This window comes from Streptomyces sp. UW30 (assembly GCF_008042075.1).
Taxonomy (GTDB): domain Bacteria; phylum Actinomycetota; class Actinomycetes; order Streptomycetales; family Streptomycetaceae; genus Streptomyces.
Map to the genome: position 1 here is coordinate 47,341 of NZ_RDBN01000053.1, position 12,554 is coordinate 59,894.

Consider the following 12,554-nt stretch of genomic DNA (forward strand, 5'->3'; position numbering starts at 1 on the left):
GCCTCTCCCACGACATGGGTCACCCACCCTTCGGCCACAACGGCGAATCCCACGACATGGGTCACCCACCCTTCGGCGGCGGCGTCGAGGGTGGCGCGGGTGAGGTTGAGGCCGACGGAGCCCTCGGGGGTGAACCGCTTGGGTTCGATGCGGGTGAGGAGTCTCAGGGACTGGGCGTTGCCCTCGAAGCCGCCGCAGTCCTCGGCGAACTCGTTCAGCGCGACTTCGCCGTTGTGGCCGAAGGGTGGGTGACCCATGTCGTGGGAGAGGCAGGCTGCTTCGACCAGGTCGGGGTCGCAGCCGAGGGCCGCGCCGAGTTCCCGGCCGACCTGGGCGCACTCCAGGGAGTGGGTGAGGCGGGTGCGGGGGCTGGGGTCCCAGGCCTGGCTATGGGTTCCTGGTGTCACGACCTGGGTTTTGCCGGCGAGCCTTCTGAGCGCGCCGGAGTGCAGGATGCGGGCGCGGTCGCGTTGGAAGGCGGTGCGGCCGGGGCGCTTGTCCGGCTCGGGGGCCCAGCGTTCGAGTGACGGCAGGTCGTACGGCATGTCTCGACACTACGGGCAGGTGGTGACAAACGGAGTGCGGCTTTGCGTCTGCCGGGTGCGCCTTTGCGTCTGCCGGGTGCCTGTTGAGTGGCGAGTGCGGGTGGCTTGGTGGCTGGTCGCGCCCACGCGGCGGAGCCGCACATCGATACAGCCCCGCGCCCCTTTGGTTGGGCACCTCCCCGGCGTCTTAAGCGGTCGCCAGTTCCGGTGCTGCCGTGAGCGGTGTCGACAGGGTCTGGTCGTAGCGGTGCAGGAGCAGCCTCGCCATTGCCGGGTGGGTGCCCAGGGGGGCCGAGGCGATCCACGGGGCGGCCTGGGCGCACTCCGTCGCGAAGCGGCCGGGGGCCGTGAAGTAGGAGGCGATCGCCACCCTTGTGCGGCCTCGGGCCGCCAACTCTGCCAGTGCGTCCTGGACCGTCGGGGCCGCCGTCGTCGCGTAGGCCGGGATCACCGGGACGCCCAGGCGGCCCGCCAGGAGGTGGGCCGTGCGGGACGTGTCGACCTTCGACTCGGGGTCTCGGGAACCCGCCGCCGCCAGGATCACCGCGCTCTCGCGGCGCGTGGGCTCGTCCGTGCGGGTGCGCCAGCCGGCCTCGACCAGGCGGGTGTACAGGGCCTCCACGAGCAGGGGGTGCGGGCCGAGTGCGCCGGCCACGCGTGCGCGTACCCGCGATTCGGCGGCCATCTCGGGGATGTCGCGCTTGATGTGGTAGCCGCGGCTGAGGAGGAGCGGGACGAGAATCGCCTCGCGGTCGCCGAGGGAGGCGAGGGTGTCCGGGAGCAGGGGTTCGTTCAGCTCGATGTGGCCGAGGTGGACCGGCAGGCCGGGGCGCAGGGCGCGGACCTTGTCGAGGAGCGCGCGCACCGTGCTCAGGGCGCGCGGGTCGCGGCTGCCGTGGGCCACGACGACGAGCGCGGGCGGTTCGGGGCGCCGGCTGCCGTCGAGCGAGACGAGGCTGAGCTGGCTGGCGAGCTGGCTGCTGATCCGGTTCATGAGGTGCGCCGTACTGTCGAGGTGGGCCGTCGTGGACTCGTCATGAAGGGGGTTCGACGCCGTCATGAACCGATGGTGGCGGCGGGACGTTGCCGCCCCGTTTCACAGGAATGACGGGTTCTTACGCCGGATTCACGGTGCGGTACCCGGGCGGTGTGAGGTGGAGTGACCTGCGGTTTCACCTGCCGGAGTGAAGCTGATCACGCCGTGGGGAGTGAACCGCGAGCGTCGGCAGGACGTCCCTCACTGTCGAGAACGGGCCGTGTGCCGACCGGGGAGGGACCGTCCGATGCGCCGACCGAAGCTGGGCCGACCGAGACTTCCGCGCACCCGCGCCGGGCAGCGGCGGCTGGTGCAGGCGCTGGTGGCCGGATGTGTGCTGGCGCTGCTTCCGGCCACCTGGATGTACCTCGTCACCGGTGACCGGCTGCGGACCACGGCGGACGTGCCGCGCACCGACGTGGCCGTCGTCTTCGGCGCCGGGCTGTGGTCCGGTGAGCCCTCCCCGTACCTCGCCCACCGGCTGGACGCGGCGGCCGAGCTGTACCGTGCGGGGCGGATCAAGGTGGTCCTGGTCACCGGCGACAACAGCCGCGAGGACTACGACGAGCCCGACGCGATGCGCGCGTATCTGACCCGGCACGGCGTGCCCGACGCGCACATCGTCAGCGACTACGCCGGCTTCGACACCTGGGACTCGTGCGTGCGGGCCAAGAAGATCTTCGGCGTGGACGAGGCGGTGCTGATCAGCCAGGGCTTCCACATCCGGCGGGCGGTCGCGCTGTGCGAGGAGGCGGGGGTGGCGTCGTACGGCGTCGGGGTGCAGGACAGGCACGACGCGACCTGGTACTACGGCGGCACCCGGGAGATCTTCGCGGCCGGCAAGGCCGCCCTGGACGCGGTGTTCGAGCCGGATCCCCGGTTCCTCGGGCGACGGGAGCCCGGGGTCGCGAACGCGTTGGCGGCGCAGCGGTAGGGCGATCGGCGCCCGAAACGGTCGGCGGACGCTCTCGCGCGCAGGTTTTGACGCGCGCACGCCAGCCAACCGCGTGAATAGCCCGGTGAGAGCTTTCCGTAGTCGTCCGACTACTCATAGCGTCCGTCTCAGTGCGGCGGCGGATCGGGCCGCCGCCGCGTCTGGGGGAAAGGACACCTGATGACTCGTCTTCACTCTCTGTTCGCCACGGCCGCAGCGGTGGTGCTGATCACCGGTGCGGCAGCCGCGGGGACCGCCACCGCGGCCGAGGCCGGACAGCCGAGGGAGCCGGGCTGCGCCCACCTCATCGGATCCGGCTACGACTACGCGGACATCTACAACGAGTGCGGGTACACCATCTACGCCAGCGTCGAGGTCGACGGTTTCGACCCGGCCTGCATCCAGATCGGTCCGGGTGCGGTCGGGACGATCGGCCTGGAGCCCGGCGACGTCCCGTACTACGCGTACGTGTGCTGACCCAGGGCGTCCTCTGACCAAGGACCGTCCCTGAACGGGCGGGAGCCGGGCCGTTGCCCTGCTCCCGCCCTCCCGCGTGTCGGGGAGCCTCACGGCGGCCGGGCGGCGACGGGGAGGTCACCGTCCCGGCCGCGTAACCGGGAGCCGCCGTGCGCGTAACACGCCCGAAGCACGCTGAACAGCATGCAGAACTCCGCGACGCCCACCCACTGCCCGTATTGCGCCCTGCAGTGCGGAATGAACCTCACGCCCCAGCAGGACGGGGGTGTCGCGGTGGTCGAGCGCCCGGACTTCCCGGTGAACCGGGGAGCGCTGTGCGGCAAAGGCCGTACGGCTCCCGCGGTGCTGGCCTCGGGCGTCCGCCTGACCTCGCCCCTGGTGCGGTCCGGCGGCGCGCTCGTGCCGGCCACCTGGGACGAGGCGCTCGACCGCGTCGCCGAGGGCCTTCACCGCACGCGTACGGAACATGGCCCGGACGCGTGCGGGGTCTTCGGCGGGGGCGGTCTGACGAACGAGAAGGCGTACAGCCTCGGCAAGTTCGCGCGGATCGTGCTCGGCACCTCGCAGATCGACTACAACGGCCGCTTCTGCATGTCGTCCGCGGCTGCGGCCGGGATCAAGGCGTTCGGCCTCGACCGGGGACTGCCGTTCCCGCTGGAGGACATCCCGAGGACGGGCTGCGTCATCCTCGTCGGCTCCAACCTGGCGGAGACGATGCCGCCGTCGCTGCGCTTCTTCACCGAGCTGCGCGAGAACGGCGGCACGCTCGTCGTCATCGACCCGCGCCGCACGAAGACCGCCGAGCAGGCCGACCTGCACCTGGCACCCCGTCCCGGCACCGACCTCGCCCTGGCCCTGGGCCTGCTGCACCTGGTCGTCGCCGAGGGGCGGGTGGACGAGGAGTACGTCCGGGAGCGCACGGCCGGCTGGGAGGACGCCCGGGCCGCCGCGATGGCGCACTGGCCGGAGTACGTGGAGCGGATCACGGGGGTGTCCGTTCCTGAACTCCGGGAAACAGTACGGCTGTTCTGCGAGCCGGAGCACGCGATGGTGCTCACCGCGCGCGGGCCCGAGCAGCAGTCCAAGGGCACGGACACCGTGGGCGCCTGGATCAACCTGTGCCTGGCGACGGGACGGGCGGGCCGGCCGCTGTCCGGCTACGGCTGCCTCACCGGGCAGGGCAACGGGCAGGGCGGGCGCGAACACGGCCAGAAGGCCGACCAGTTGCCCGGCTATCGCAAGCTGGACGACCCGGCGGCGCGCCGTCATGTCGCCGAGGTGTGGGGCGTGGATCCGGACAGCCTGCCGGGGCCGGGGCGCAGTGCGTACGAGTTGTTGGACGCGCTGGGTTCGGACATCCGGGCGCTGCTGCTGATGGCCTCGAACCCGGTGGTGTCGGCGCCGCGTGCCGCGCACATCGAGCAGCGCATCAAGTCCCTTGATTTCCTTGCCGTTTGTGACGTGGTGCTGTCGGAGACGGCCGAGCTCGCGGACGTCGTCCTGCCCGTCACGCAGTGGGCCGAGGAGACGGGCACGACGACCAACCTGGAGGGCCGCGTGCTGCTGCGAAAGCGCGCGATCACCCCGCCCGAGGGCATCCGCAGCGACCTGGAGGTCATGCACGAGCTGGCGACGCGGCTGGGCGTGGAGAAGGGTTTCCCGACCGACGCCGAAGAGGTCTTCGAGGAGTTGAGGCGGGCGAGCGCCGGCGGGCCGGCCGACTACTCGGGGATCACGTACCGGAGGCTGGCGGAGGAGAACGGGGTGTTCTGGCCGTGTCCCGCGGCGACGGGTACGGCCGACGACGACGCCGGCGACTGCGAGGACGCCTCACTGGACGCCGGGCCCGACGACCCCGCGCAGGACCACGATGCCGTCGCGGCCCCGCACCCCGGCACGCCCCGCCTCTTCCTCGACCGGTTCGCCACGCCGGACGGACGGGCGAGGTTCGTCCCCGTCTCGCACCGGGCGGCCGCCGAGGAACCCGACGACGAGTACCCGGTTCTCCTGACCACCGGCCGGGTCGTGGCCCAGTACCAGTCCGGCGCCCAGACCCGCCGCGTGGACGAGCTGAACGCGGCCGCGCCGGGCCCGTTCGTGGAGCTGCACCCCCGGCTGGCGGCGCGGCTCGGGGCGGCCGAGGGCGATCCGCTGGCCGTGGTCTCACGCCGGGGCCGCGCGGTGGCCCCCGCCCGCATCACGACCGGCATCCGCCCGGACACGGTCTTCATGCCGTTCCACTGGCCGGGCGAGGGCCGCGCCAACACCCTGACCAACCCGGCCCTGGACCCGACATCACGAATGCCGGAGTTCAAGACGTGCGCGGTACGGCTGGAGACGGTGCAGCCGTAGCGGACAGGACCCAGCGCCCTGAGGGTCGGGTGGGGTGGAGACGGCGCGCCGCAGCGAACAGGACCCCAACGCCCCCACGGGCGAGTGGAGACAGCGCGCTGCGGCCGACGGGACCCCAACGCCCCCACGGGCGAGTGGAGACGGCGCGTTGCAGCGGACAGGACCCCAACGCCCCCACGGGCGAGTGGAGACGGCGCGCTGCGGCCGACGGGACCCCAACGCCCCCACGGGCGGGTGGAAACGGTGCGTTGCGGCCGACGGGAGCCCAACGCCCTCAGGGGCGCGGGGAACTGCGCGACCGGCCACGACGGCGCCGCAGCCGAACAACTGCCGATCGCGGCACCCACGGCGGATCCCTCAGCGCCGGCCCCGCCAGTCCCCGCTCTCGATCAGCCGGCCCCGCGCCCGCAGGCGGGCGGCAACAGACGGAGCAGCGACATACACCCACGCCTGCACGCCAGTTCCGTCGACATCGCGAAGCACCTCGCGGGCGACGCGCTCGTAGAGGCTGCGAGGGTCACCCGGGGCGTACTCCTCCAGGCGGTCCAGGTCGGCGAGCAGCGTGGCGTACCCCTCGGGGCGGGCGGTGACCAGATCGCCGTACACCATGCCGCCACCGCGCACGTCCTCGACGACATACGGATAACCCGGCCCGTCGTACAGCGCCGCCCCCTCCATCCGCGCCGGTTCCTCCGCGCGGACGCGCCCCCGCAGGAATGCGTCGTGGTTGGGCTCACCGGGGCGCAGGGTGCCGTAGACGAAGAACGGGAGTCGAGGAGAGAGGGTCACGGAAACGATTCTCTCTTCTCACACACCTGCACGTATTCACCCTGGCCACAGCATGTTCATGCCCCCTTGAATCTTGGTCAGCCGCCGAGCCGCCCAGTTCAAGGAGACCAATGAGCCGAATACGGTCGCACATCCGAGGTTCCCGCCTGGCCACCGCGGGCGCCGCCGTCGCCGTCGCCGGCCTGCTGGCCGCCGCCCTCACCCCCACCGCCGACGCGGACGAACCGCCCAGCAGGGCCGACGCCGTCCAGAACGCGACATCGGTCCTCTCCGACGTCGCGGGAAGTCTGGGGCTGACGGCCGCGCAGGGCACGCGCGTTCGGGACGTGGTGGTGGACACGGATGGCGCACAGCACGTCCGCTACGACCGGACGTATCGCCAACTCCCCGTTCTCGGGGGCGACTTCGTCGTGCACCTGAAGAAGGACGGTACGTACCGAGGCGCCTCCCGTGCCGTCGGGCGCCCGATCTCCCTGCGGAGCGTGTCGCCGAAGGTCTCGGGGCCCAGGGCCGCCGACCTCGCCGCGAGCGCGCTGCGCGCCGTGAACGTCGGCGAGACGCTCAAGAGGCTCACCTCCAGGCCCGAGCTGGTGGTCGACGCCCTGCACGGCGCCCCGAAGCTGGCCTGGCGCACCGACGCGGTCGCGCAGGACTCCCTCGGCAACCCGGTCGCCAGGACCGTGCTGACCGACGCCGGCACCGGCGCGCAGATCGACGCGTGGGACAGCATCGAGACGGCGTCCGGCGACGGGAAGTCGCTGTACGCGGGCACGGTGCCGTTGGAGACGACGGCGTCGGGATCGACGTACCAGCTGAAGGACGCGACGCGCGGCGGCACGTACACGGGTGACGCGGCGAACAAGACGGACCTGTGCGTCCTGACCGTCTGCCTCAACCGGGCGCCCGCGACGGTCTTCGCCGACGCCGACAACCACTGGGGCACCGGTACGGCGGCCGACCGCTCGTCGGCGGCGGTGGACGCGCAGTACGGCACGGACGCGACGTGGGACTACTACCAGGACGTCCACGGCCGAGCCGGCATCGCGGGCGACGGCAAGGGGTCGTACAACCGGGTGCACTACGGCACCGACTACAACAACGCCTTCTGGGACGACCGTTGCTTCTGCATGACGTATGGCGACGGTGACGGCACCCAGCTCGGTCCGCTGGTGTCGCTGGACGTCGCCGGGCACGAGATGTCGCACGGCGTGACGTCGAAGACCGCGGCGCTGACGTACTCGGGTGAGTCCGGCGGGCTGAACGAGGCGACCTCCGACATCTTCGGGACGCTGGTGGAGTTCCACGCGGGCAACTCCTCGGACCCCGGGGACTATCTGATCGGCGAGAAGGTCGTCCGGTCGGGGCTCGGGCGGGGCGCCCTGCGGTTCATGGACAAGCCGTCCAAGGACAAGGTCTCGGTGGACTGCTGGAGCACGTCGACCGCGCAGCTCGATGTGCACTACTCGTCGGGGATCGGCAACCACTTCGCGTATCTGCTGGCCGAGGGCAGCGGCGCGAAGACGATCAACGGGGTGAGCTACAACTCCCCCACCTGTGACGGCTCTTCGGTGAGCGGGATCGGGCGGGCCAAGCTCGGGAAGATCTGGTACCGGGCGCTGACCGTCTACATGACGTCCTCGACGAAGTACGCGGGGGCGCGGACGGCGACGCTCGGCGCGGCCAAGGATCTGTACGGGGCCGGGAGCGCGGAGGAGCGTGCGGTGGCTGCGGCTTGGAGTGCGGTGAACGTGGGCTGACGTTCGGGGCAGGGCTCCGGGGGGCTGCGCGACCGGGTGCGGGTCGTAAATGGCTGGTCGCGCAGTTCCCCGCGCCCCTACGTTGGCACCGTCCTGCCCAGCCGTGATGGAGCCGTATGCCGTCGAGCCGTGAGTCGTCACCCGTTGTCAAGATGCATGGCGATGAGCTGGACATCGACGAGGCGTTGGTCGGCCGACTGGTCGCGGAGCAGTTCCCGCGGTGGGCCGGGCTGCCGGTGACGCGGGTCCGCTCCGCCGGAACCGACAACGCCATGTACCGGCTGGGCGACGACATGGTCGTGCGGTTGCCGCGGCTTCCCGGCGGGGCCCGCCAGGTCGACACGGAACACCGTTGGCTGCCGCGACTGGCCCCGTATCTCCCGCTCGCCGTCCCGACACCGCTGGCGAAGGGCGAGCCGGGCGCCGGTTACGCACTGCCGTGGGGCGTGTACGGCTGGCTGGACGGCGAGAACGCCTACGATGCGCCCCTGACCGAACTGCGGGACGCCGCCGAGCAGTTGGGCCGGATCGTGGCGGCGCTGCGCAAGGTGGACGCGGCCGGCGGTCCGCCGTCCTGGCGGGGCGGCCCGGTGCGCAATAACGCCGTCCACGTCCGCGCCGCGATCCGCGACCTGGGCGCCGCCGGCACGCTGGACGCCCCGGCGGCGACCGAGGCCTGGGAGGCAGCCCTCCGTCTCCCCCAGTGGGACGACGCCCCCGTCTGGCTGCACGGCGACCTCCTCCCGGGCAACCTGCTCACCTGCTCCGGGCGTCTCACCGCCGTCATCGACTTCGGCGGCCTCGGGGTCGGCGACCCGGCGGCCGACACCATCGCGGCGTGGGCCGTCTTCGACGCCGGCACCCGCGAGGCGTTCCGCGCGGCGGCCGACGTCGACGACGCGACGTGGGCACGGGGGCGGGGCTGGGCACTGTGCTTCGGCTTGATGGCCGAGCACTACTACGGCGACACCTGCGGCAACGGAACGAACCCGGTACTGGCGTCCGTGGGGAGACGGACGGTGGACGAGGTAGTGCGGGATGCGGTCTCGGGGGGCCAGGGGGCCTGGGGGGTAGTGCGGGATGCGGTCTCGGGGGGCCAGGGGGCCTGGGGCGTCGAGACCGTGCACGCCGCCCGGCTGCTCACCGAGCCCGCCGGGTTCGGGTACCTGCTGAAGGAACGGGTCGTCGACATCGGGGAGTTCGTGGCCGCGCTGGAGCGGGTCGCGTCCGGGCGTGGCGCTCTTTGCTCGGAAGGGCAGGGCTCGGCCGAGACGGCGGCACATTGGGGGTGTCGCGGGTCGTGGGTCCGTGCGCTCGGAGGAGCACGATGCGTCGTACCGCCCGTCTGCTGACCGGGACCGCGCTGGCCGTCGGCGCTCTGGGGCTCGTCGTCGCGCCCGCGTACGGCGCCGACACAGGCGGCCTGAAGCTACGGCCGGCCTCGGTCGTGCCGGGCGGGCAGGTCACGGTGCACACGGCCGCGTGCCGGGACGGCGGTGCGGCGGGCGACGCCAGCGCGGTCGGCGCCGGTACGTTCACGCTGGCGCCGCAGGAGCGGGAGGCGACCGGACGGTTCCGGGTGCCGCCGAGCGCGCAGCCGGGGACGTACGAGATCGTCGCGACCTGCGCCGAGGGCGGCCGGCGCGTCACGGGCGACCTGGTGGTCACGCTGACGGCGGCGCGCGGGCAGGTGCATCCGAGAGGAAGTGTGAAGACGGGGGTCGGCGGCACGCTCGGCCGCGATCCCGTACAGACCGCGGTCGGCGTGGCGGCTCTTGCCGTCGCCGCCGCGGGCGGTACCTGGCTCCTGCATCGCCGGGCGAGAGGCGACGGGATCTGACGGACACCCTCCGCTGTCCGTCCGCCGGTACCGCACGTCCCCTCCCCCTCCGGGTCCGACGCCCCTCGCGGCCCGGAGGGGGAACGGGGCCCGAAGGAGAGTCCCGGGAGGCTTGCGTGCGCAGTCGAAGGAGCGTCGGTGACGCCGCCATAGCCGCCGCCACCGTCCTGGCCCTGTGCTCCGGCGCGTGGTTGCTGCACAGCGGCGACGGCACGCACGCCCCGCCCCAGCCGTCGCCGGCCCAGGCCGGACGGACCGCACCGGGCGCCGGGGAGGACGACCCTCCCCGCACCGACGCGCGCGACCCGCTGCACGCCGCCGCCCTCGCGCTCCCGCCCTCCCCGCCCGACCGCATCCGCATACCCGCGCTCCGCGTCGACGCCCCCCTCATGGGCCTCGGCCTGACGAGAACCGGCAGCCTCGATGTCCCGCCCGCCGAGCGCGCGAACCTCGCCGGCTGGTACGAGGCCGGCACCACGCCCGGCGAGACGGGCACCGCGATCGTCGCCGGCCACGTCGACAACGCCGACGGGCCGGCCGTCTTCTACCGCCTCGGCGCCCTGCGCAAGGGCAGCACGATCGAGGTGGACCGCCGCGACGGCGGCACCGCCCTGTTCTCGGTCGACGCCGTCGAGGTGTACGACGCGAAGGCATTCCCCGACGAGAAGGTGTACGGCGCGGTGTCCCGCCCCGAACTACGGGTGATCACCTGTGGCGGCGGCTACTCACGGACGACCGGATACCGCGGCAACGTCGTCGTGTTCGCCCATCTGACCGGCACCCGCTGAACCCGACGCCCCGAGCACGGCTACCAGGGATCAGCAGTTCACGATCTTCGCGGTCGCAGAGGCAAGGACGAGGTCGGGACGGAGGAGGGCCGCGAGGGCGGTGAGGGCGATGAACAGGACGGTTATGGCTCCTTTTCGTCGCGAGTGACGCAAAAGCGATCTTGACTGCTTTGCTGGAGCACAGCACCATCCGAGCATGGATGCGGACCCGGACATGACCGCGACGCGGGTGGAGCACGTCGTACGCCGTGACGCCGCGCTGCTGGAGGACGACCTGCGCACGTTCCTCGACTCCCTGGCACCCGGCACGACCTCCCTGCACGGCGCCGCCCTGCACCGCTCCCTCCACGCCCCGGTCTCCGACGCGCTCGGCTCCAAGGTGGGCCAGCAGGCACTGCCACCGGCCCCGGGGGCGCCCGGCGGTGCGGCCCCGCTGCGGCCCTCGATGGTGTACTGGGCGTATCGCAACTACCGGGGCTTCCCCGAGGAGTTGCCCGCCGAGGAGGCCTCGGCGGACCTGGCCGTCGTGCGGCGGGTGGCGGTGGCCGTGCGGGTCCTGCTGAAGGCCGCTGTCGTGCTCGACGACATCCAGGACGACAGTGACGTCCGCTACGGCGAGCCCGCGCTCCATGTCACCCACGGCGTACCGGTCGCCCTCAACACCGCCTGCTGGCTGATCATGCAGGCCCTGCGGCACGCGGCGGACCCGGCCGTGGCGGACAGCCTGTTCCGCAGCGTCGCTCACGGCTTCACCGGTCAGGCCCTCGACCTGGCGACCCGGTCGGCGGACACCCGCGCCGAACTGCGGGCCGGCTCAGCCGAGATGCGGGTGCGCTTCTGGGAGTCGGTCGCCGAGCGCAAGACCGGCACCCTGTTCCGGATGCCCCTGGACGCGGCCCTCGCGGGGCTGCGCGTCGGCGGGGAGGAGCGGGACGTCCTGGACGGGGCGATGCGCCGGCTCGGGCTGGCGAGCCAGCTGTTCAACGACCTGACGGACGTCGTACCGGAGCTCGGCGGCGCCAACACCCACGAGGACTTCGACGGGCTCGGCAACCGACTCTTCCTGGAACTGCTCGGCTCCGGGCCGGCGCCGGCCGACCCGGGCGACCTCACGGGCGCGCGGCTGAAGGCGTACGTCCTGGGCCACCCTCGGCTGCGGGACACCCTCCTCGAACTCTCCGCCCGGGCGGTGGAGTTGAAGAGGTCGGCGAAGGAGGCCGTGCACGGTGTGTGCCGGTCGGCCGGCGCCGCGGCCTACTTCGACCTGACGATCGAACGCAAGGGCCACCTCATCGAGCGGCTGCACGAGACGGTGCGGCGGCAGGGCGGCGCGTGACCCGAATCCTCGACCGGGCCCGGTCCTTCACGCGCGCGTGCCCTCCAGGTATCTGAGGACGGCCAGTACCCGGCGATGTCCCGTCTCGGACGGCGGCAGGTCCAGCTTGGTGAAGATGTTGGCGACGTGTTTCTCCACGGCCCGTTCGGAGACCGTGAGCGCGGTCGCGATGGTGTGGTTCGTCCGGCCCTCGGCCATCAGCGCGAGCACCTCGCGCTCCCGGGGCGTGAGCGAGTCCAGGGCGGTGGCGCGCCGGCTCGCGCCGAAGAGCTGGGCGACGACCTCGGGGTCCAGCGCGGTGCCGCCGGCCGCGACCCGCTCCAGCGCGGCCACGAACTCCCCGATGTCGACGACCCGTTCCTTCAGCAGGTACCCGAACCCGGCGGGCTCGGTGAGCAGCCGGGCGGCGTGCACGGTCTCGACGTACTGCGAGAAGAGCAGGACGCCCAGGCCGGGGTGCTCCCGCCGCAGCTGCAAGGCCGCCCGTACACCCTCGTCGCTCTGGTCGGGCGGCAGCCTGATGTCGACAACGGCGACGTCCGGGGCGTGTTCGGCGACGGCGGCCAGGAGCGCCTCGGCGTCGGAGACGGCCGCGGCGACCTCGACGTCCCTGAGCCGGAGCAGTTGCGCGATCCCGTCGCGCAGGATGGCGGAGTCCTCGGCGATGACGACGCGCATGCGGCTCCGATCGGCGGTCGGG

General features: G+C 72.6%; 11 protein-coding genes and 1 pseudogene. 8 read left to right on the forward strand and 4 right to left on the reverse strand.

Annotated elements, in window-relative coordinates:
• Positions 1-545 (reverse strand): annotated as a pseudogene (gene dgt, locus EAO75_RS34330) (dGTP triphosphohydrolase); the annotation flags it as partial.
• 187 nt (positions 546-732) lie between these two features.
• A complete protein-coding gene (locus tag EAO75_RS34335; protein WP_147999072.1) occupies positions 733-1,605 on the reverse strand; it encodes a sirohydrochlorin chelatase in 873 nt (290 codons plus the stop codon).
• Positions 1,606-1,828: 223 nt separating this feature from the next.
• On the opposite strand from EAO75_RS34335, the gene EAO75_RS34340 reads away from it, so the two are divergent.
• From EAO75_RS34340 to EAO75_RS34350, 3 genes are all read left to right on the forward strand, one after another.
• On the forward strand, positions 1,829-2,515 hold the full coding sequence (locus EAO75_RS34340; protein WP_147999073.1) for a vancomycin high temperature exclusion protein: 687 nt from the start codon (positions 1,829-1,831) through the stop codon (positions 2,513-2,515).
• A 180-nt stretch (positions 2,516-2,695) separates the two neighbouring features.
• The gene (locus EAO75_RS34345) at positions 2,696-2,992 is read left to right on the forward strand and encodes a hypothetical protein (RefSeq protein WP_147999074.1); all 297 of its coding nucleotides are present in this window, start codon (positions 2,696-2,698) and stop codon (positions 2,990-2,992) included.
• A 183-nt stretch (positions 2,993-3,175) separates the two neighbouring features.
• The gene (locus tag EAO75_RS34350; RefSeq protein WP_147999075.1) at positions 3,176-5,344 is read left to right on the forward strand and encodes a molybdopterin oxidoreductase family protein; all 2,169 of its coding nucleotides are present in this window, start codon (positions 3,176-3,178) and stop codon (positions 5,342-5,344) included.
• Positions 5,345-5,701: 357 nt separating this feature from the next.
• Here EAO75_RS34350 and EAO75_RS34355 read toward each other — a convergent pair whose 3' ends face one another.
• Positions 5,702-6,133: a gamma-glutamylcyclotransferase family protein gene (locus EAO75_RS34355; RefSeq protein WP_147999076.1), complete on the reverse strand. Its 432-nt coding sequence runs from the start codon at positions 6,131-6,133 to the stop codon at positions 5,702-5,704.
• A 110-nt stretch (positions 6,134-6,243) separates the two neighbouring features.
• Here EAO75_RS34355 and EAO75_RS34360 point away from each other — a divergent pair, with 110 nt between their 5' ends.
• The 5 genes from EAO75_RS34360 to EAO75_RS34380 all read left to right on the forward strand — a co-directional run bounded on the left by EAO75_RS34360 (position 6,244) and on the right by EAO75_RS34380 (position 11,854).
• On the forward strand, positions 6,244-7,890 hold the full coding sequence (locus EAO75_RS34360; protein ID WP_147999077.1) for a M4 family metallopeptidase: 1,647 nt from the start codon (positions 6,244-6,246) through the stop codon (positions 7,888-7,890).
• Positions 7,891-8,042: 152 nt separating this feature from the next.
• Entirely contained in the window at positions 8,043-9,242 is a 1,200-nt protein-coding gene (locus EAO75_RS34365) for an aminoglycoside phosphotransferase family protein (RefSeq protein WP_315987560.1), read from the forward strand.
• The gene (locus tag EAO75_RS34370; protein ID WP_147999078.1) at positions 9,218-9,730 is read left to right on the forward strand and encodes a hypothetical protein; all 513 of its coding nucleotides are present in this window, start codon (positions 9,218-9,220) and stop codon (positions 9,728-9,730) included. Before EAO75_RS34365 ends, EAO75_RS34370 begins: the two co-directional genes overlap by 25 nt.
• 116 nt (positions 9,731-9,846) lie before the next feature.
• Positions 9,847-10,518, forward strand: coding sequence for a class F sortase (locus EAO75_RS34375; protein WP_147999079.1), 672 nt, complete (start codon positions 9,847-9,849; stop codon positions 10,516-10,518).
• 196 nt (positions 10,519-10,714) lie between these two features.
• The gene (locus tag EAO75_RS34380) at positions 10,715-11,854 is read left to right on the forward strand and encodes a polyprenyl synthetase family protein (protein WP_261989553.1); all 1,140 of its coding nucleotides are present in this window, start codon (positions 10,715-10,717) and stop codon (positions 11,852-11,854) included.
• Positions 11,855-11,881: 27 nt separating this feature from the next.
• Here EAO75_RS34380 and EAO75_RS34385 read toward each other — a convergent pair whose 3' ends face one another.
• Positions 11,882-12,532: a LuxR C-terminal-related transcriptional regulator gene (locus EAO75_RS34385; RefSeq protein ID WP_147999080.1), complete on the reverse strand. Its 651-nt coding sequence runs from the start codon at positions 12,530-12,532 to the stop codon at positions 11,882-11,884.
• Positions 12,533-12,554 lie beyond the last annotated feature (22 nt).

Coding starts and splice junctions, on each gene's coding strand:
- EAO75_RS34360 (WP_147999077.1), top strand. CDS start 6,244: ATGAGCCGAATACGGTCGCACATCCGAGGTTCCCGCCTGGCCACCGCG.
- EAO75_RS34350 (WP_147999075.1), top strand. CDS start 3,176: ATGCAGAACTCCGCGACGCCCACCCACTGCCCGTATTGCGCCCTGCAG.
- EAO75_RS34340 (WP_147999073.1), top strand. CDS start 1,829: ATGCGCCGACCGAAGCTGGGCCGACCGAGACTTCCGCGCACCCGCGCC.
- EAO75_RS34365 (WP_315987560.1), top strand. CDS start 8,043: ATGCATGGCGATGAGCTGGACATCGACGAGGCGTTGGTCGGCCGACTG.
- EAO75_RS34370 (WP_147999078.1), top strand. CDS start 9,218: ATGCGTCGTACCGCCCGTCTGCTGACCGGGACCGCGCTGGCCGTCGGC.
- EAO75_RS34380 (WP_261989553.1), top strand. CDS start 10,715: ATGGATGCGGACCCGGACATGACCGCGACGCGGGTGGAGCACGTCGTA.
- EAO75_RS34335 (WP_147999072.1), bottom strand. CDS start 1,605: ATGACGGCGTCGAACCCCCTTCATGACGAGTCCACGACGGCCCACCTC.
- EAO75_RS34345 (WP_147999074.1), top strand. CDS start 2,696: ATGACTCGTCTTCACTCTCTGTTCGCCACGGCCGCAGCGGTGGTGCTG.
- EAO75_RS34385 (WP_147999080.1), bottom strand. CDS start 12,532: ATGCGCGTCGTCATCGCCGAGGACTCCGCCATCCTGCGCGACGGGATC.